This window comes from Thauera sp. WB-2 (genome assembly GCF_027594845.1).
In the GTDB taxonomy this organism is placed as follows: Bacteria; Pseudomonadota; Gammaproteobacteria; order Burkholderiales; family Rhodocyclaceae; genus Thauera; species Thauera mechernichensis.
In genome coordinates this window covers 3,716,256-3,735,072 of sequence record NZ_CP088935.1, presented here as the reverse complement: position 1 = coordinate 3,735,072, position 18,817 = coordinate 3,716,256, and the positions used below count along the sequence as shown (strand labels likewise).

At 65.8% G+C, this 18,817-nt stretch carries 13 protein-coding genes; 8 read left to right on the top strand and 5 right to left on the bottom strand.

What is annotated here, in order from left to right; genetic code table 11:
- Nucleotides 1-3: 3 nt before the first annotated feature.
- The 3 genes from LQF09_RS17015 to LQF09_RS17005 are packed head-to-tail and all read right to left on the bottom strand — an operon-like array spanning nt 4 to nt 3,006.
- Nucleotides 4-774, bottom strand: coding sequence for a phosphoadenylyl-sulfate reductase (locus tag LQF09_RS17015; RefSeq protein WP_002925716.1), 771 nt, complete (start codon nt 772-774; stop codon nt 4-6).
- Entirely contained in the window at nt 774-1,325 is a 552-nt protein-coding gene (locus LQF09_RS17010) for a DUF934 domain-containing protein (RefSeq protein ID WP_270068532.1), read from the bottom strand. Before LQF09_RS17010 ends, LQF09_RS17015 begins: the two co-directional genes overlap by 1 nt.
- Nucleotides 1,318-3,006: a nitrite/sulfite reductase gene (locus tag LQF09_RS17005; RefSeq protein WP_270068531.1), complete on the bottom strand. Its 1,689-nt coding sequence runs from the start codon at nt 3,004-3,006 to the stop codon at nt 1,318-1,320. The genes LQF09_RS17010 and LQF09_RS17005 overlap by 8 nt, the downstream gene beginning before the upstream one ends.
- Nucleotides 3,007-3,133: 127 nt before the next feature.
- Between LQF09_RS17005 and cysB the strand changes: the two genes are divergently transcribed.
- Nucleotides 3,134-4,075 (top strand): HTH-type transcriptional regulator CysB, encoded by a 942-nt coding sequence (cysB, locus tag LQF09_RS17000; protein WP_002940427.1) that lies wholly within the window; start codon nt 3,134-3,136, stop codon nt 4,073-4,075.
- Nucleotides 4,076-4,095: 20 nt separating this feature from the next.
- Here cysB and LQF09_RS16995 read toward each other — a convergent pair whose 3' ends face one another.
- Nucleotides 4,096-5,106 (bottom strand): asparaginase, encoded by a 1,011-nt coding sequence (locus LQF09_RS16995; RefSeq protein ID WP_002925725.1) that lies wholly within the window; start codon nt 5,104-5,106, stop codon nt 4,096-4,098.
- Nucleotides 5,107-5,295: 189 nt separating this feature from the next.
- Between LQF09_RS16995 and prsT the strand changes: the two genes are divergently transcribed.
- Complete coding sequence (gene prsT, locus LQF09_RS16990) at nt 5,296-8,109, top strand: XrtA/PEP-CTERM system TPR-repeat protein PrsT (RefSeq protein ID WP_270068530.1); 2,814 nt, start codon at nt 5,296-5,298, stop codon at nt 8,107-8,109.
- Nucleotides 8,110-8,252: 143 nt separating this feature from the next.
- Nucleotides 8,253-8,996 carry an exosortase-dependent surface protein XDP1 gene (xdp1, locus tag LQF09_RS16985; protein WP_270068529.1) on the top strand — a complete coding sequence of 248 codons (744 nt, stop codon included), beginning with the start codon at nt 8,253-8,255 and terminating at the stop codon, nt 8,994-8,996.
- Nucleotides 8,997-9,063: 67 nt separating this feature from the next.
- On the opposite strand, the gene LQF09_RS16980 is transcribed toward xdp1, so the two are convergent.
- The gene (locus tag LQF09_RS16980; protein ID WP_270068528.1) at nt 9,064-10,869 is read right to left on the bottom strand and encodes an ABCB family ABC transporter ATP-binding protein/permease; all 1,806 of its coding nucleotides are present in this window, start codon (nt 10,867-10,869) and stop codon (nt 9,064-9,066) included.
- Nucleotides 10,870-11,278: 409 nt separating this feature from the next.
- Here LQF09_RS16980 and LQF09_RS16975 point away from each other — a divergent pair, with 409 nt between their 5' ends.
- The 5 genes from LQF09_RS16975 (at nt 11,279) to LQF09_RS16955 (ending at nt 18,784) form a co-directional block, all read left to right on the top strand.
- Nucleotides 11,279-13,216 carry a DUF1302 domain-containing protein gene (locus tag LQF09_RS16975; RefSeq protein WP_270068527.1) on the top strand — a complete coding sequence of 646 codons (1,938 nt, stop codon included), beginning with the start codon at nt 11,279-11,281 and terminating at the stop codon, nt 13,214-13,216.
- A gap of 29 nt (nt 13,217-13,245) precedes the next feature.
- A complete protein-coding gene (locus LQF09_RS16970; RefSeq protein WP_270068526.1) occupies nt 13,246-14,577 on the top strand; it encodes a DUF1329 domain-containing protein in 1,332 nt (443 codons plus the stop codon).
- 84 nt (nt 14,578-14,661) lie between these two features.
- On the top strand, nt 14,662-15,639 hold the full coding sequence (locus tag LQF09_RS16965; protein WP_270068525.1) for a WD40/YVTN/BNR-like repeat-containing protein: 978 nt from the start codon (nt 14,662-14,664) through the stop codon (nt 15,637-15,639).
- Entirely contained in the window at nt 15,639-17,978 is a 2,340-nt protein-coding gene (locus LQF09_RS16960) for an efflux RND transporter permease subunit (protein WP_002925742.1), read from the top strand. Before LQF09_RS16965 ends, LQF09_RS16960 begins: the two co-directional genes overlap by 1 nt.
- Before the next feature lie 107 nt (nt 17,979-18,085).
- Entirely contained in the window at nt 18,086-18,784 is a 699-nt protein-coding gene (locus LQF09_RS16955) for a TetR/AcrR family transcriptional regulator (RefSeq protein ID WP_270068524.1), read from the top strand.
- The last annotated feature ends 33 nt before the right edge of the window (nt 18,785-18,817 follow it).

The window sequence follows — 18,817 nt, the reverse complement described above, 5'->3', positions numbered from 1 at the left end:
GCTTCAGCCTTTCTTGACGTGGAGGCCGCACTCCTTGGAGGCGGGGTCTTCCCACCACCAGCGCCCGGCGCGCACGTCCTCGCCCACGGCGACGGCGCGCGTGCAGGGCGCACAGCCGATGCTGGGGTAGAACTGGTCGTGCAGCGCGTTGTAGGGCACCTCGTGAAGGCGAATGTAGGCCCAGACTTCCGTCTCGCTCCAGTCCGACAGCGGGTTGAGCTTGTCCAGGCCGTTGGCGCTGTCGAACTCGCGTACCGGCAGGCCCGTGCGGGTCACCGACTGGGCGGCGCGCAGGCCGGTGATCCAGGCCTTCTTGCCGGCGAGCGCGCGGCGCAGCGGCTCCATCTTGCGCACGCCGCAGCAGGCCTTGCGCAGCTCGACCGAGTCGTAGAAGGCGTTGATGCCCTGGCTGCGCACGAAGGTCTCGACTGCGCTCGCGTCCGGGAAATAGATCTTGAGCTTGGTGCCGTAGCGCTGCTCGACCTCGCCGATCAGGGTGTAGGTCTCGGCGGGCAGGCGGCCGGTGTCGAGCGAGAAGATCTCGATCGGCAGCGCGTTCGCCAGGATCAGGTCGGTCAGCACCATGTCCTCGGCGCCGAAGCTGTTGGCGAAGGCGAGCTCGCCGCCGGCACCGAACTCGGCCACCGCCTCGCGCAGAAAGGCCTGTGCTGCTGCGGCCTTGGCGCCTACGGTGGCGCGCAGCGCGTCGGTGAGCTCGGGGCGGGTCGCCGGGTTGGCGGCGGCCGGGCGCAACAGGGACACGCTGGCGTTCATCAGGCGGCTTCCTTGTGCAAAGGGGTGCGCGGCTGGCGGCGGAACAGCGGTTCCGGGCGATCGACCGCGCCCTGGTAGGGCTCGGAGAAGTCGCGCAGGCTGGTGAGCGCTGCCTCGAGCTGGGCGGCGCTGTACTTGCCTTCGCGCGGCTGCAGCACCGAGAAGCCGCAGCGCAGCAGGAAGAAGAACTGGTCGCGCAGCACGTCGCCGATCGCGCGCAATTCGCCGCCATAGCCATGGCGGGTGCGCAGCAGCGTGGCGATGGAGTAGCCGCGACCGTCGGCAAACTTGGGGAAGTCGACCGCAATCAGCGCCAGTGCGGACAGGTCGCCGGCGAGGACAGCCGGATCCTCGTTGCCGGCCAGCCATACGCCGAGCACGCCGGCTTCGGCCTGGGCGTGCAGTGCGTCGCGGCGCGCCAGCCACACCGCCAGCGGCACGATCACACGACCGGCGGGCAGGGCGACGGCAGCGGGGTCATCGCCCTCGGCCAGGCGCAGTACCGTCCATTCGTCGGCCTGAACGCGGCCACTCTTGATGATCTCAGACATGCGCGCTTTCTCCGGCTTGCTGGCGTGCGCTGCGTTCGGCATACACACGGATCTTGAAGGATTCCACCCCGATGCGGCGCACGGTGTCGATGAAGCGCTCGTCATCCTGGCGGTTGTCGATGTAGTTGTTGATCAGCGAGCTGATCACGTCGGGCATCTCGGCGGCGGCAAAGGAGGGGCCGATCACCTTGCCGAGCGCGGCCTGGTTGCCCTGTTCGCCGCCGACGGTCACCTGATAGAACTCGGCGCCGTTCTTGTCCACGCCGAGGATGCCGATGTGGCCGACGTGATGGTGGCCACAGGCGTTCATGCAGCCCGAAATGTTGATCTCCAGTTCGCCGATGTCGAACAGATGGTCGAGGTCGTCGAAACGGTCCTGGATGGCGTTGGCGATCGGGATCGACTTGGCGTTGGCGAGCGCACAGAAGTCACCCCCCGGGCAGGCGATGATGTCGGTGAGCAGGCCGATGTTGGGCGTTGCCAGGCCGATCGCACGGGCGTCCTGCCACAGTTGATGCAGGTCGGCCTCGCGCACGCTGGCGAGCACGATGTTCTGCTCGTGGGTGCTGCGCACCTCGCCGAAGGCGTAGCGGTCGGCGAGATCGGCAACGGCGTCGAACTGCTCGGCGGTGAGGTCGCCCGGTGCCACGCCATAGGGCTTGAGCGACAGCACCACGCTGGCGTAGCCCGCCACACGGTGTCCGCGCACGCTGCGCCGCGCCCAGGCGGCGAAGGCCTTGTCCGCGACGAGCTGTGCGCGGTAGCCGGCGTCCGCCTCCAGTGCGCTCAGCACCGGGTCGTTGAAGCGGCTGGCGACACGGTCGATCTCGGCCTGGGTCAGCGTCGACGGGCCGTCCTTGAGGTGGGCGAACTCTTCCTCGACCTGGCGTGCGAACTCGGTCACGCCGAGCGCCTTCACCAGGATCTTGATGCGTGCCTTGTAGGCGTTGTCGCGCCGGCCGTGCAGGTTGTAGACGCGCAGGACGGCCTCGCAGTAGTTGAGGATCTGCTGCCAGGGCACGAAGGCGGCGACTTCCTCGCCGATGATCGGCGTGCGTCCCAGGCCGCCTCCCACCAGCACGCGGAAGCCCAGCTCGCCGGCGGCGTTGCGTACGATGTCCAGCCCGATGTCGTGCACCTGGATCACGGCGCGGTCTTCACGTGCGCCGTTGACCGCGATCTTGAACTTGCGCGGCAGGAAGGCGAATTCGGGGTGGAAGGTGCTCCACTGGCGAAGGATCTCGCACCACGGCCGCGGGTCGACGTGTTCGTCGGGGGCGACACCGGCGAAGGGGTCGGAGGTGACGTTGCGGATGCAGTTGCCCGAGGTCTGGATGGCGTGCATCTGCACTTTTGCCAGCAGGTCGAGGATCTCGGGCACGTCTTCCAGGCGCGGCCAGTTGAACTGGATGTTCTGGCGCGTGGTGATGTGGCCGTAGCCGCGGTCGTAGGTGCGGGCGATATGGCCCAGGGTGCGCAGCTGCGTCGAGTTCAGGTTGCCATAGGGGACGGCGATGCGCAGCATCGGCGCGTGGCGCTGGATGTAGAGACCGTTCTGCAGGCGCAGGGGGCGGAACTCGTCCTCGCTGAGCTCCCCGGCCAGGTAGCGGCGGGTCTGGTCGGCGAACTGGGCGACGCGCTCATCGACGATGCGCTGGTCGTATTCGTCGTACTGGTACATGGCTGGACTCTCGATCTGGGGGTGCGGAGGGGCGTGTTCGTTGTGCGCTGCATCGTATCTTTGTCGTTTAGTTTCAAAAAGACATTTTGAGTTAGTATTCAAGAAGATTTGGTTATATAGGTGCGCGATGAACATCCAGCAGCTGCGCTATATCCAGGAAGTTGCCCGGCGCGGGCTCAACGTGTCCGATGCGGCCGACGCCTTGTTCACCTCGCAGCCCGGCGTGTCCAAGCAGATCCGCCTGCTCGAGTCCGAGCTGGGTATCGAGATCTTCGTGCGCCACGGCAAGCGCCTGGTCGATATCACCGAGCCGGGGCGGGCGGTGCTCGCCATTGCCGAGCGCGTGCTGCACGACCTCGGCAACCTTCAGCAGGTGGGCGAGGAGTTTGCCAACGAGGCCAGCGGTAGCCTGTCGATCGCCACCACCCACACGCAGGCGCGCTACGTGCTGCCCCGGGTGGTGCGCGACTTCATGCAGCGCTATCCGCAGGTCAGGCTGTCGCTGCACCAGGGCAATCCGCGCCAGGTGTGCGAGATGGTGCTCGACGGTACGGCCGACATCGCCATCGCCACTGAGGCCATCGCCGACTACGACGACCTCGTCATGCTGCCCTGCTACCAGTGGAACCGCTGCGTGGTGGCGACGCCGCGCCACCCGATCCTGCGCGAGTCGCCGCTCACCCTCGAGGCCATCGCGCGCTATCCGATCATCACCTATGACGACGCCTTCACCGGCCGCAGCCACATCAACAAGGCCTTCCTTGGGCGTGGGCTGAAGCCCAATGTGGTGCTCACGGCGATCGACTCGGATGTGATCAAGAAGTATGTCGAGCTCGACCTGGGTGTCGGCATCCTGGCGCGTATGGCCTATGACCCCGAAGAGGATCGCAAGCTCGGCATGGCGGACGCCTCGCATCTGTTCGAGTCGAGCACCACCCGCATTGGCCTGCGCAGGCGTGCGTGGCTGCGAGCGTACGTCTATGCCTTCATCGAAGGCTTCGCGCCGCACCTGACCCGACGCATGGTCGAGACCGCCGTGGCTGGCGGCGGGACCGATCCGGGGCTATGAACTGCGGCGCTGGCGCCGCATCAGCCGCGTTCGAACCAGCGCCGCAGGCGGGCGCCGCGCAGTCCTGCCGCCAGCCCCGCGATGAGGCGGACGCGCGCCTTGAGCGGATCGAGTCCGCCTGCGTTCAGCCAGTTGCCGGGCGTGCCGGCGCGCTGCGCGCTGACGCCGCCACCACAGCGGCTGGCCAGCACCACGGGCACTGCGCTGGGTAGTGCATCGAGCGCCGGTCTCCAGCTCTCGGGCAGGCTGGCATTGCCGGGCAGGCCCAGCACCAGACCGGCGCCGCCGGTGAGCAGGCTGGCGCGCGCCAGCGCGCGCGCGACGGCGGAGGCCAGCGCTGGCGAGCTCCCTGCACCTACGGTCAGGAGTTCGACCGGCGGCAGGGTGACGACCTCGGCGGGCAGGGCGACGCGGCTGTAGCGGTTGGGCGTGAGCGCCTGCAGCGCTGCGTCGCTGGCCAGTACGCTGAGCGACTCGGGCGTGCTGAAGGCATCCACCGCTGTCGGGTGGCGCTTGGCGAGACTGGCCGCGGGCAGGATGCGGTCGCCCAGCACGGCCAGCACGCCCGCGCGTGCCGCGGCCGGGCGACAGGCCAGTTCGACCGCCTGGTAGAGGTTGAGCGGCCCGTCCGCTGACAGCGCCGTCGCCGGCCGCATCGCGGCGGTCATCACCACCGGCTTGGCCGCATTCACCGTGATCTGGAGAAAGTAGGCGGTCTCTTCCAGGGTGTCGGTGCCGTGGGTGATCACGATCCCGTCCACCCCCGGGAGCGCAGCGAGCATCTGTACCCGGCGCGACAGCACCAGCCAGTGCTGCGGCGTCATGTCCTTGCTGTCGATATTGAACAGCTGCTCGAAGGTCAGCTCGGCCAGGCGTGCAAGCTGCGGCACCGCCGCCACCAGGGCCTCGGCGCCGAGCTGGCCGGCGGTGTAGCCATGGGTGTCGGTTGCCGAACTGGCGGTGCCGGCGATCGTGCCGCCGGTGGCGAGCAGGACGATACGGGGTCTGCGGGGGCTGAGGGCTGTGCTCAATGCAGTCTCGGCGCGAGTGGGGAACAGGCGCGATTCTACGGGATCGCAGACATCTGCAGGTTTGCGCACGGTGGTCGCTCGGATGTGGCCTGGCAACCTGCCCCTGAGGATGACGCAGTGCACGCTTGCCCCGGCAATGCGCTCGTATACTCGTGCCAGTTACGATTCACTTATCCGTCCCGGTCCCAGATGACACCCGCTCTCCGCCCGCTCGCCCGCTGTCTTGCCATCGCCCTTGCCCTCGCCCTGCCGCTGACGCCGGCCCATGCAGACCCGGCGGCGGCCAGTCGCTATTACGAGGATGGTCTCAAGCGCTTCGAGAAGGATGATGTTGCCGGTGCGGTGATCCAGCTCAAGAATGCGTTGCAGCAGGACCGCAACATGCTTGCGGCGCAGTTGCTGCTCGGCCGCGCCTACCTGATCCAGGGCGAACTCGGGCCGGCCGAGGTCGCCTTCAACGAAGCGCTGCGTCTGGGGGTCGATCCGGCCGAGGTCACGGTTCCGCTGGGCGAGATCTATCTGCTGCAAGGGCGCCACGCCGAGTTGCTCGAGCGTGTGCGTGCGGACCGCGTGATCGGTGAGGCCCAGGTGCGGGTGCTGAGCATGCGCGGCAGGGCGCTGGCGGCAACAGGCTCGTTCGCAGAGGCCCAGCGCAGCTTTGCCGAGGCGCGTACGCTCGATCCTGCGTCGCCGGCGCCGCTCATCGCCGAAGTGCCGGTCCTGATCGCGGCTGGCCGCGTCGATCAGGCGCGCGAGCTCGCCAATGCGGCGGTCGCGCTTGCGCCGGGCAGCGCGGCGGCCTTCAACATGCGTGCGTCGGTGGCGCACGCGACCGGCGCCCTGGCTGAGGCGCTGGCCGACTACAGCAGTGCGCTCGAACTCGATCCGAAACATGTGGATGCACGCATCGCACGTGCCGGCATCCAGATCGACCTCGGCAATGAAGCGGCGGCGGCCGAAGATCTCGCGCGCCTGGCGGTCGATGTGCCCACCGAGCCGCGCTCGAACTTCCTGCGTGCGCTGCTCGCGGGACGACGGGGCGATCGTCAGGCCGAGGCCGCACTGCTGACAGAGGTCGCGCGTGTCGTCGATACCTTGCCCGCCGAGTGGCTGGCGAGCCAGGAGCAGTTGCTGATGGCCGGTGGCCTCGCGCACTACTCGAGCGGCCAGCTCGAGAAGGCGCGCAAGTACCTCGAAGTGCTGGTCGCGCGCTATCCGCGCAACGCTGGCGCCCGCAAGCTGCTTGCTGCCGTGCATATGGATGGCGAGGACTACGCGCGCGCCCAGCTCTTGCTCGAGAGTGTGCTGCGCGACAGTCCGGCCGATGCGCAAGCCTTGTTCCTGATCGGACGTATCCATCTCGCACTCGGGCGCAATGCGCGCGCGGTGGAGGCGCTCGAGCGCGCTGTCGCCGGTGGCGAGCAGGGTGCAGGGGCGCTGGCTTCGCTCAGTCAAGGGCTGTTGCGCACCGGCGAGCGTGCGGCGGCGCTGGAAGCCCTCACACAGGCTTTCGACAAGCTGCCTGCTGACTTCGGCCTCGCTTCCGGGCTGGCCACGCTGCGCCTGCGCAGCGGCGATGTGGCGGGGGCGCTTGATGTCGCTGGTCGCCATGTCGCCGCAGGTGCGCAGGGGGCGGAGGCGCTGCACCTGCTCGGGCAGATGCAGGCGGCCAGCGGTGATGTGGTTGCGGCGCGCAAGTCCTTCGAGTCTGCCTTGTTGTCGCAAGGCGATTTCCTGCCTGCGCAGGTTGGCCTCTTGCGGCTGGATGTGCGTGCGGGCGCATTCGATCAGGCGCGGCGCGCGCTCGACCCCTTGTTGCGCAAGCATCGCCAAGACGCCGGGCTGATGTACGAGTATGTGCTGCTCGAGCGCAGGGCGGGGCGGCTGGCAGAGGCCGAGCGCTGGGCGGAGAAGGCGTTTGCCGAGGCAAGCGACAACCTTCAGTACGGCCTCACCCTGATCGAACTGCGCTCGGCGGCCGGTAACCGCGACGGCGCGCGTGAGGTGGCGCGAGCACTGGCCGCGCGGCGTGCGGGCGACCTGGTCGCGCTAGCGGCGCTCGCGCAGACCGAGATCGACGCCGGGGACAACCGCGCCGCTCAGCAGGTGCTGCGCGAGATGGTGCGCGCTGCCGGCTTCGATACCGCACACCTGGTACGCATCGGGTACATGCAACTGGCTGCGGCCGATCCTGTTGCCGCGCGCTACTCGGCCGACAAGGCGCTGCAAGGCCGGCCAGATGATCTCGACGCGCTCGTGCTTGCCGTAGAGGCGGCGGTCGCCGAGCGCAACATCGTGCTTGCAGCGGGCTACCTTGAGCGCGTGCTTGCAGCGCACCCGAACCATTTCGAGCGCTATCGCCTGGCTGGTGATCTCGCCCGCGAGCGGGGCGAGCATGCAGAGGCGGCGCGCCTGTTCCGTGAGGCGATGGCGCGTGCTCCATCCACGGCATTGCTGTACCGGCTTGCGGACGTCCATGTCCGTCAGGGTGAGCCGGCGCAGGCGCTTGCCCCGGTGCGCGCGCGCGTGCAGCAGGCGCCGGGCGATATCGCCGCGCGCGAGCTGCTGGCCGAGCTGCTGATGCGCAGCGGCCAGCTGCGCGAGGCCCGCGAAACCTATGAAGCCTTGGTTGCGGTGGGCCGTACCAGCGCTGCCGTGCGCAACAACCTCGCCATCGTGCTGCTGGAGCTGGGCGAAGGCGATCCGCTCGCCCATGCCAGCGAGGCGCTGCGCCTCGCGCCGGGCGACGCCGCGGTGATGGACACCATGGGGTGGGTCCTGGCCTCGCTGCAGCGCTACGAGGAATCGATGCGCTACCTGCGCGATGCCCGCCTGCGCGCGCCGAACAATGCCGAGATTCGCTGGCACCTGGCCTACGTGCTGGCGAAGATGGGGCGTCGGGGAGAGGCTGCGGATGAGCTGAAGGCTGCGCTTGCCATGCCGGGTGAGTTTTCCTGGCGCGGCGAGGCGCGGGCACTGCTTGCCGAACTGGGCGCAAAATAGTCGGAAGTTTTTACACTTGCTCGCGGCAAGGCCAAATGTTTTTGAGCATGTTATTGTTTTTAAAGAGATTGTTTTTTATGGCATGAAGTGTGCTTCAGTGTCGTGAAAGCAGTAGAAAAGAACTACGTGAGAAGGTAAAAAAGATGAATCACAAACAGCTCGCATGTGCGTTGGTGACTGCAGGCCTGGCCTTGGGTTCGGGCGCGGCAAGCGCCTCGACGACGTGGAATCTCAATACGTCGACCACCGTGCCCGCAATGAGCGCGTGGTACAACTTGAACGATGGAAAGCTCGGCTCCGGTGCGGTTACCAAGTGGGACGGCGGTGTCGGCGTGCAGCATCTCGGTGCAGACGGCAAAGCCGGTGGTAGCAGCGGCAACGCCGACGAAACGCTCTCAGCGCCTGAGCATGCGATGGATACGAACGGCCGCTTCGAGTCCCTGCTGCTCAATTTCGGGCCGCAGGAGGTCAAACTCGACAAGGTGAGCATTGGCTGGGTCCAGACCGACTCCGATTTCTTCCTGCTCGCCTACACTGGCGCCACGCCTTTCTCCGGTAGTCTCGCCAACAACACGTACGCGAATCTCTTGAGTAGCGGCTGGTCGCTGGTCGGCAACTATGCCAACGGCGCGTCCACCGGGACTTACAACACCGGCGCCTCGGTGTATTCGAGCTTCTGGCTCATCGGTGCCGGTGCGATCTCGGCTTCGGGCGTCACCAACGGTGACGGCAGGCACGACTACATCAAGATCGCATCAGTTGCAGGTGTCACCAAGATCCCGCCCCCGCCTCCGCCGCCGGGCGTCCCCGAACCCGGCTCGCTGGCCCTCGCCGGCTTGGGTCTGCTCGGCTTGGTCGCGACGCGCCGGCGCTGGAAGTCGGCCTGATCGGTCTGCAAGCATCAAACAAAAGAGGCGCCCGCGGGCGCCTCTTTTGTTTGGCGGTGCGCCGCGCTCAATCCTGTGCGGCGTCCTCCTGCTGCTGCAGCAGCCACATCTGCGCATAGGCGCCGCCCTTGGCGAGCAGCGGCGTATGGCGACCACGCTCGACGATGCGGCCCTTGTCGAGCACGATGATTTCGTCGGCGTCCATGATCGTCGACAGGCGGTGGGCGATCACCAGCGCGGTGCGGCCCTGCGCGGCGAGCTCGATCTGCGCCTGGATCGCCTTTTCGGTCCGCGAGTCGAGCGCGGAGGTGGCCTCGTCGAAGATCAGGATGGCGGGGTTCTTCAATAGCGCGCGCGCGATCGCCACGCGCTGCTTTTCGCCGCCGGACAGTTTCAGGCCGCGCTCGCCGACCCGCGTCTCGTAGCCGTCGGGCAGCTGGTGGATGAAGTCTTCCAGCTGTGCCGCACGTGCGGCGGCCTCGACCTCTTCGCGACTGGCGCCGGGACGGCCGTACTGGATGTTGTAGTACAGGGTGTCGTTGAACAGCACCGTGTCCTGCGGGACGATGCCGATCGCGGCGCGCAGGCTGTCCTGGCTGAGGTTGCGCAGGTCGTGGCCGTTGATGCGGATGGCGCCGCCCTGCACGTCGTAGAAGCGGTAGAGCAGGCGGGCGAGGGTGGACTTGCCCGAGCCCGAGTGCCCCACCACCGCCACCGTGTGCCCGGCCGGAATGCCGAAATCGACGTCGAACAGGATCGGCCGCTTGGCGTCGTAGGCGAAGCTCACGTTCTCGAAGCGCACGCTCGCCGGGCCCGCTGGCAGTGTGCGCGCGTCGGGCGCGTCCGCAATCTCGCGCTGGGTGTGCATGAGGCCGAACATGCGCTCGATATCGGTGAGCGCCTGGCGGATCTCGCGGTAGAGCACGCCGAGGAAGTTGAGCGGGATGTAGAGCTGGATCATGAAGGCATTCACCAGCACGATGTCGCCGATCGTCATCTCGCCGCTGGCCACCCGGATCGCCGCCTGCCACATCATCGCCGTCACCGCGACCGCGATGATCGCCGCCTGGCCGACGTTGAGCGCCGACAGCGAATACTGGTTGGTGACCTGGGCCTTGGTCCATTTCTGCAGCTGCTCGTCGTAGCGTCTGGCCTCGAATTCCTCGTTGTTGAAGTACTTCACTGTCTCGTAGTTGATCAGGCTGTCGATCGCGCGCGCGTTGGCGGCGGAGTCGAGCTCGTTGGCCTGGCGTCGCAGCGCGGTGCGCCAGTTGGTCACCTTCACGGTAAAGGTGATGTAGATCGTCAGCGCACTGAGCGTGATGAGCGCGAACACGGCGTCGTAGCTCACCAGCAGGATGCCGATCACCATGCCGATCTCGATCAGCGTGGGCAGGATGGAGTACAGCGTGTAGCTGATCAGTGAGCCGATCGAGCGTGTGCCGCGCTCGATGTCCCGCGTCAGCCCGCCCGTCTGGCGTTCCAGATGAAAGCGCAGCGACAGCGCGTGCAGATGGCGGAATACGCGCAGCGAAATCTCGCGCACCGCCTGCTGGGTCACGCGCGCGAACACCACCTCGCGCAACTCGGTGAGCAGCGAGGTCGAGAAGCGCAGCACGCCGTAGGCCAGCAGGAGCGTGGCCGGCACGACGATGAAGGCCTGCTCGGGCGTGATCGTGAGGCCGTCGATCAGGTGCTTGAAGACCAGCGGCACCGACACGTTGGCGCCCTTGGCGGCGACCAGGCAGGCGAGCGCGAACAGCACCCGGCCCTTGTAGGCCCAGATGAAGGGGATCAGGCTCTTGAGAGTCTGCCAGTCGCGGCGTTCGGTGGGTTCGGGGCCGGGCAGGGCGGCGGAGGGGGCGCGTCTCATCAGGGGGTCCAGTTCGGCTTGGGCGCAGGGCAAGGGCGGATGCCGGCAGCGGATTCTGTTGGCAGGGCCGGCCGGCGTCAAATCCGCAGCGGTTTGAGCGCCTGAGCAGATCGTGCCATGTGGAAAATTTCCTTCTCCCCGCTTGACTTGAGCGCAGGAGTTTGTAGTATTCAAACAAACGTTTGAATTAGAAAAATGGATGCGCCCATCAGCAGGTATCAATCGGTTGATGCGGTCTTTCCCCAAAGAGATAAGTGTTTATCCCGAGGAGACAGCGCGGTTGCCTCTGCGCATGCTCTGCCCTTGGGCGCCGCAAACGGCCGGATGCCGTCTGCGGATGCATTTGATTGCAGCACCCAGATACACCCGCCCGCTACAGAGTGCGGGGTTGCCACCGAGGAGGAGTCAAATGAGTCGGATCAAGCATCGAGCAGCATCGCATCGCCCCGCACTGGCACTGAGCACCCTGGCCTCAGCCGTCGTGCTCGCCTTCGCTGCGCCTGCCAGCGTGCACGCCTTCGAATTCACCAGCGCCAGCGGCGAGGTGACAGGCAGCTTCGATACCACCCTGTCGGTGGGTGGGCTGTGGCGGATGCAGAACCGCGAAGCCTCGCTGATCAGTATCGCCAACGGTGGCACTTCGCGTGACCCCAACTCTGACGACGGCAACCTCAAGTATGACAAGGGCGACATGGTCTCGCTGGCGTTCAAGGCCACGCACGACCTCGAGTTGAACTACCGGAATTTCGGCGCCTTCTTCCGCGGCACTTACTTTTACGACCATGCCTTCATGCACAAGGGCGGCATGACCAACGCCGCGCGCAGCGAGCTCGGCCGCGATGCGGAACTGCTCGACGCCTATGTGCGGGGCCGTTTCGACGTCGGTGGTCGTGCGCTCAATGTACGCGCCGGTCGCCAGGTGGTGAGCTGGGGTGAAAGTACCTTCATCCAGAACGGCATCAACATCCTGAACCCGGTCAATGTCAGCCGCCTGCGCGTGCCGGGCTCCGAGCTCAAGGAAGGCCTGACGCCGATCGGCATGCTTTGGGCATCGCAGGAGCTGACCGACAACGTCACCGCCGAGGTGGTGTGGATGGCGGAGTGGGAGAAGACCAAGATCGAGCCCGCGGGGACCTTCTTCAGTACGAATGATTTTGTGTCCGCGGGAGGGAAGTTTGCCTACACGGGCGCAGGGCGTCGTGATGACGGAAATGGTCAGGCGGGCATCTTTCCGCTCTCTCCGACAGCTCAGTTGATGGCACCACGGTCAAGTGATCGCACGCCGGGCAACGGAGGGGAGTACGGGATTGCACTCAGGGCGTTTCTCCCCGAGCTGAATCACACGGAGCTCGGTTTCTATCATGTGAATTATCACAGCCGGACGCCTTACGTATCCGGTTATCGCGGAGCAATCACGACTAATGGGACCGCCTTCCCGGGCTGCTCCGTCTTTGATATCTCCACATTCTTGCTGGGCGGGGGCAATGCGGGGAGTCTCAGCGCCGCGTGCAATTTTCCTCTCAACGATAGGAAGGCAGGTTCGTACTTCGTCGAGTATCCAAAAGACATCAAGCTTTTTGGCGTGAGCTTCAATACTGAGGGGCCCGCAGGTATTGCACTCCAGGGTGAATATTCCTATCGCAAGAATCAGCCGCTTCAACTGCCCTCACCAGAGTTGTTGCATGGTGCCCTTGGGTTGTCGAGTCCTTTGACATCTCTCAATCCCCTTGTTGCTAATGCTGTGCCCTATGGCACAGAGATCTCGGGGTACAGGCGGGTGAAAATGCATCAAGTGCAAGTGACTGGCACAAAGGCAATGCCGCGGATACTGGGCGCGGAGCAGGCTTTGATCCTCGGTGAGGTCGGGTACACGCGACTGCAGCTTCCATCTAACCTCAAGTTCGCCGCGCCGGGTTGTCATTTGCCCCAGCCTGGCGCGCACATCACCTCGTACGTAAGCTTCTTTGGGTCAACGAACTCTGATTGTTTCATGACCGAGAACTCGTGGGGCTACCGTTTGTTGGCTCGCCTTGATTATGCCAATGCTATTGGAGGGGCGACTCTTTCACCGCGAATTGCCTTCTCTCACGACGTTAGTGGGCGCAGCCCAACTTTCAACGAAGGGGCAAAAGCCATCACGCTTGGGCTCGGGATGAACTACCGACAGAACTGGCAGGCGGATATTGCCTACAGCGCATTCTTTGGTGGCAAGAAGATCTCGGGTGTGGACAATCCGGCGAGTGTCGGCCAGTCGCTTCCTCCTGGCCAAAGTGCGGCCTACGCCAGCCACACCAATCCCCTCTACGACCGCGACTTCCTGTCGATCAGCGTCAGCTATTCGTTCTGAGCACCATACCGGATCTGGAGACAAACGACATGTGCAAGACTTTCACGATTCTCGGCGTGGCGCTCGCGGTGGCGCTGTCCGCGCCGGCATTGGCCGACGCTTCACGACTGGGTAAGGACCTGACGCCGATGGGCGCGGAGCGGGCGGGCAACGCGGCGGGCACCATCCCCGCCTGGGACGGCGGCCTCGCCTCGGCGCCGGCCGGGCATCAGGCGGGCGGACACTATGCAGACCCCTTCGCCGCTGACAAGCCGCTATTCACCATCGATGCGGCCAACGTCGATCAGCACGCCGACAAGCTCACCCCGGGTCAGGTGGCGATGCTCAAGACCTACTCGACGTGGAAGATGAACGTCTACCCCACGCGGCGCAGCGCGGCCTTCCCGCAGGGGCACTACGACCAGACCATCGCCAATGCCAGTCGCGCCAAGCTGGTCGATGGTGGGCGCACGATCGAAGGCACGACCGGCGGCATCCCTTTCCCGATTCCGCAGGATGGCGCCGAGGCGATCTGGAACCACCTTGCACGCTACCGCGGCGAGTCCTACGCGATGAACTGGAGCCAGGCCGCGGTGACGCGACAGGGCACCTACACGCCGGTGCGCTTCGAGTACCAGTACGACTTCCACTATGGCAGCCTGAGCAAGTCGCCGGAGCAGATCGAGCAGGGCAAGCTGTTCAACTTCCTGCAGACGGTGACCGCACCCGCTCGCCTGGCGGGGCAGATCCTGCTCGTGCATGAGTTCCTCGACCGCCGCCAGGCGTGGACCTACAACCCGGGCCAGCGCCGTGTGCGCCTGGCACCGAACGTGGCCTACGACAACCCGGGCACGGCGGCCGATGGCCTGCGTACCAACGACGACTTCGACATGTACAACGGCGCCATCGACCGTTACGACTGGAAGCTGGTGGGCAAGAAGGAGATCTACGTCCCCTACAACGCCTACAAGCTGGTCGGCAACACGGTGAAGATGGCCGATGTGCTGCAGGCCGGGCACCTCAACCCGGAGCTGGCGCGTTACGAGCTGCACCGCGTGTGGGTGGTGGATGCCACGCTGAAGGACGGCACCAGCCACAGCTACAAGCGCCGCACCTTCTATCTCGACGAGGACTCGTGGTCGATTCTCGCCATCGACAAGTACGACGCCCGCGACCAGCTGTGGCGCGTCTCCGAGCTGCATACCATCAACTGGTTCGACATTCCGATGCTGTACCCCAGCCTCGAGGTGCACCACGACCTGCAGTCCGGCCGCTACATCGCCATGGGCCTGCGCAATGACGAGCCGCGCGTGTATAGCGTGATCGACGCCCGTCCGGCCGACTTCACGCCTTCGGGCCTGCGCGGCGTCGGTACGCGCTGATCCTGTAGATGAGGGCTCGGCCTTGCGCCTCCGGGGCGCGAGGCCGAGCCACTACCCGCATTTTCCTCCTTTCCCCAGGGTTCCATGAAACGCGCGATCGGCAACCTCTTCGTCGTCGTCGTACTGGCAGCGGTGGCGTTTGCGTTCTCCGAACGCAGCGATCCGCCGATGCCGGCGACGCAGACGCGTATCGACCACCTGCAGATGCTCGACCTTGCCGTGCGCGATGACGGTCGCCTGATCGCGGTCGGCGAGCGCGGCCACATCTTCGTGTCCGATGACCATGGCGGTGCGTGGCGCGCAGTGGCATCGCCGGCGGGTGCCACGCTGGTCGCGGTGCGCTTTGTGGATGCGCAGCGCGTTGTCGCTGTGGGTCACGACGCGGTGATCGTGCGCAGCGAGGATGGCGGCGAGCATTGGGTAAAGGTGCAGTCCGACCCCGAAGCCGAGGAGCCGCTGCTGGGCGCCTGGTTCGATGCCGATGGCCAAGGGATTGCGGTTGGCGCCTATGGGCGCCTGGAGCGTACGGCCGACGGCGGAGCAAGCTGGGCGCGTCAGGAGGTCGAGGCCAATGAGGACGGACTTCACCTGAACGCGGTGGTCCGCCTGGCTGGCGGGGACCTGCTGATCGCCGGCGAAGCCGGCCTGCTGCTGCGCTCGCGGGACGACGGCGACTCCTGGGAAGCGCTCGAGTCGCCTTACGCAGGTTCGTTCTTTGGTGCGCTGGCCTTGGCCGACGGCGGGGCGCTGGTGTTCGGCATGCGTGGCCATGTGTTCCGCTCGGATGATGGCGGCGACAGCTGGCAGGAGGTCGGTCCGGGTGTTCCCAGTTCGCTCTTCGGTGGCCGTGTGCTCGCTGATGGGCGTGTGGTACTGGCGGGCCAGGCGGGTGTCGTGCTGATCAGCGAGGATGGTGCGCACAGTTTCGTGCGAGTCGACAACGATGACCGCCGCACGCGCGCGGCGGTTGCCCAGGGCGAACAGCCGGATGCGCTGCTGCTGGTGGGTGAGGAGGGGGTGGAGCGCCTGTCGCTGGTGCCCGCTGCGGGAGGACGTTCCTGATGTTGAAGGCCTTTGTGGAGTTTCTCGGCCTGCTGCTGTTCCGCCGCCGGCGCGTCTTCCTCGGGCTGTTCGTGGTGATCACGCTGCTGCTCGGCGCCTCGGCCTCGCGCCTGCAGGTCGATGCGGGCTTCGAGAAGATGATCCCGCTCGAACACGAGTACATGCAGACCTTCATGGCCTACCGCAACACCTTCGGTGGTGCCAATCGCGTGCTCGTCGCCCTGCGCCAGCATGAGGGCGACATCTACAACGAGGCCTTCATGAGCAAGCTGAAGGCCGCCACGGACGAGGTCTTCTTCATTCCGGGGGTGGATCGCGCCACGGTGACCTCGCTGTTCACCCCCAACGTGCGCTTCATCGAGGTGGTGGAGGCCGGCTTCGCCGGCGGCAACGTCATCCCGGCCGACTTCGAGGGCACGCCGGAAGACCTCGAGACCGTGCGCGAGAATGTGCTCAAGTCGGGGCGTGTGGGGCGACTGGTGTCGAACGACCATCGCGCGGCGATGATCAGTGCAGAGCTGCTCGAGATCGACCCCAACACCGGTGCCCGCCTGGACTACCTGGCGGTGGCGAAGCAGCTTGAAGATCTGCGCACGCGTCATGCCGACGATGGCCTGGACGTGCACATCATCGGCTTCGCGAAGGCCGTGGGTGACATTACCGACGGTGCGCGCGGCGTGCTGATGTTCTTCGTGGTGGCGTTCCTGATCACCGCGGTGCTGCTGTATTTCTACTCCGGGTCGGCAAAGCTGGCCGCGCTCACGCTGTTGTGCGCGATGGTGCCGGTGGTGTGGCTGATGGGTCTGCTGCCGCTCATCGGCTTCGGCATCGATCCGATGTCGATCCTGGTGCCCTTCCTGATCTTTGCCATCGGCGTCAGTCACGCGGTGCAGATGACTCACGCCTGGCGCCTGGAGATCATGGAGGGGGCGGGACCGCTGACGGGAGCGCAGAACGCTTTCAGGCGCCTGTTCCTGCCCGGGTCGATGGCGCTTACCACGACGGTGGTCGGTTTTCTGGTGATCATGCGCATCGAGATCGACATGGTGCGCGAGCTTGCGCTCACCGCCGGCCTCGGTGTCGCCCTGATCCTGCTCACCAACATGTTGCTGTTGCCGCTGCTGCTGTCGTGGACGCGGCTCGACGCGGCGGAGATGCGACGCACAATGGGCGCAGAGTCGAAGGACCACTGGCTGTGGACGCGCCTGCGCACGCTGGCCGAACCCCGGCGCGCGACGGTGGTGCTGATGGTCACTGCGCTGCTGCTGGGCATCGCGACGTGGTTGTCGCGTGATCTGCGCACCGGCGATCTTGGCCACGGCATTCCTGAGCTGCACGAGGATGCGCGCTACAACCAGGATGCAGCCGCGATCGTCGAGTCGTTCTCGATCGGCGTCGATGTGCTGTCGGTCATCGTGCAGTCCAGGGGCGTCGATGGTGCCTGCACCAACTTCGACATCATGGACACGATCGACCGCTTCGAGACCACCATGCGCGGTGTGCATGGGGTGCAGAGCGTGGTTGGCCTGCCCGGCGTGGCGAAGACGGTCAATGCCGGCTGGAACGAGGGTAACCCGGCCTGGCGAGTGCTGTCGCGAAACCCCACGGTACTGGCGCAGTCGGTCACCCCGGTTGATACCAGCACCGGCCTGCTCAACACCGATTGCAGCGCGATGCAGGTGCTCATCTTTACCCGCGATCACGAGGGGGCGACGATTTCGCACGTCATCCGCGAGGTCAAGGCCTTCCGCGACGCCAACCGGGGCGAGCATCTCGACTTTCTGCTCGCCTCCGGCAACGTCGGCGTGATGGCGGCGACCAACGAGGCCGTCGATGCCGCCTCGGTAACCATCCTGGTGCTGGTGTTCGGGGTGATCAGCGTACTGTTCTTCCTCGAGTTCCGCTCCTGGCGCGCAACACTCTGCATCATCCTGCCGCTGATGATCGCCGCGGTGTTCTGCAATGCGCTGATGGCGCTGCTGGGCATCGGCCTGAAGGTGTCCACCTTGCCTGTCGTCGCGATTGCGGTCGGTATTGGCGTCGACTACGGGATCTACTTCTACGAACGCATGTCCGACCGCTTCCGCAAAGGCGATGCGTTGCCGGACGCCTTCTATCAGGCACTCTGCCAACGTGGCACCGCGGTGATGTTCACTGCCACCACGATGAGCGTAGGCGTGGGCACCTGGGTCTTCTCCGCGCTCAAGTTCCAGGCCGACATGGGGTTGCTGATGGCGTTCATGTTCATCGTGAACATGCTCGGTGCGCTGCTCCTGCTGCCGGCGCTTGCGGCCCTGCTGCTCAAGGCAGGGCCCGCGCAGGAAAAGAAGATTTCCTGAATCGACCCATCAATATTCTTGACACGGGCGGTAATCGCCGTAGAATTCAAACGAACGTTTGAATGAGTAAGCTTCGATCCATCCAGTGCTCGTTCAGGAGAATGATGATGAGCAGTCCTTCAGCGCGGTCGGGCCCCGAGACACGCGGTCGCATCCTTGATGCGGCCGAGGCGCTGTTTGTCGAGCATGGTCTGGATGCCACCTCGATGCGCATGATCACCGCTGAGGCGGGGGTCAACCTGGCCGCGGTCAACTACCACTTCGGCTCCAAGGACAGCCTGATCCACGAGGTTTTCAGGCGCCGCCTCGGCGAGCTCAACCAGTCCCGCCTCGCTGCCCTCGATCGTGCCGAGCAGCGCGCGCGAGCGAACGGGACACAGATCAAGCCGAGCCAGGTGCTGGAGGCCTTCTTCACCCCTTCGCTGGAGATGGCGACCGATACCGTGCATGGCGGCCGCACCTTCATGCAATTGCTCGGTCGGACCTATACCGAGCCGAACGCTTTCGTGCGCAAGTTCCTGGCCGAGGAGTATGCGCAGACCCTGCAGCGATTCCTGCAGGCGCTGTACGACTCGCTGCCCGGCGTGCCGCGCGAGGAGATCCTGTGGCGCTTCCATTTCATGATGGGGGCGACCTCGTACGCGATTGCCGGGACCGACGCCCTGCAGCTGTTTGCCGGGCGCTTCGACGACGAGGACCCCGCGCACATGCTGCCGCGCCTGATGTCCTTCCTGCTTGGCGGCTTGCGCGCACCGCTCCCCGACTTCGTCACTGGCGCGGAGTCTGCGGCGCGGGATGCCGAATGAATCTGCAGCTGCGCCTCGGCGCGGCGGCAACAC

Coding starts and splice junctions, on each gene's coding strand:
- LQF09_RS17015 (WP_002925716.1), bottom strand. CDS start 774: ATGAACGCCAGCGTGTCCCTGTTGCGCCCGGCCGCCGCCAACCCGGCG.
- LQF09_RS17010 (WP_270068532.1), bottom strand. CDS start 1,325: ATGTCTGAGATCATCAAGAGTGGCCGCGTTCAGGCCGACGAATGGACG.
- LQF09_RS17005 (WP_270068531.1), bottom strand. CDS start 3,006: ATGTACCAGTACGACGAATACGACCAGCGCATCGTCGATGAGCGCGTC.
- cysB (WP_002940427.1), top strand. CDS start 3,134: ATGAACATCCAGCAGCTGCGCTATATCCAGGAAGTTGCCCGGCGCGGG.
- prsT (WP_270068530.1), top strand. CDS start 5,296: ATGACACCCGCTCTCCGCCCGCTCGCCCGCTGTCTTGCCATCGCCCTT.
- xdp1 (WP_270068529.1), top strand. CDS start 8,253: ATGAATCACAAACAGCTCGCATGTGCGTTGGTGACTGCAGGCCTGGCC.
- LQF09_RS16980 (WP_270068528.1), bottom strand. CDS start 10,869: ATGAGACGCGCCCCCTCCGCCGCCCTGCCCGGCCCCGAACCCACCGAA.
- LQF09_RS16975 (WP_270068527.1), top strand. CDS start 11,279: ATGAGTCGGATCAAGCATCGAGCAGCATCGCATCGCCCCGCACTGGCA.
- LQF09_RS16970 (WP_270068526.1), top strand. CDS start 13,246: ATGTGCAAGACTTTCACGATTCTCGGCGTGGCGCTCGCGGTGGCGCTG.
- LQF09_RS16965 (WP_270068525.1), top strand. CDS start 14,662: ATGAAACGCGCGATCGGCAACCTCTTCGTCGTCGTCGTACTGGCAGCG.
- LQF09_RS16960 (WP_002925742.1), top strand. CDS start 15,639: ATGTTGAAGGCCTTTGTGGAGTTTCTCGGCCTGCTGCTGTTCCGCCGC.
- LQF09_RS16955 (WP_270068524.1), top strand. CDS start 18,086: ATGAGCAGTCCTTCAGCGCGGTCGGGCCCCGAGACACGCGGTCGCATC.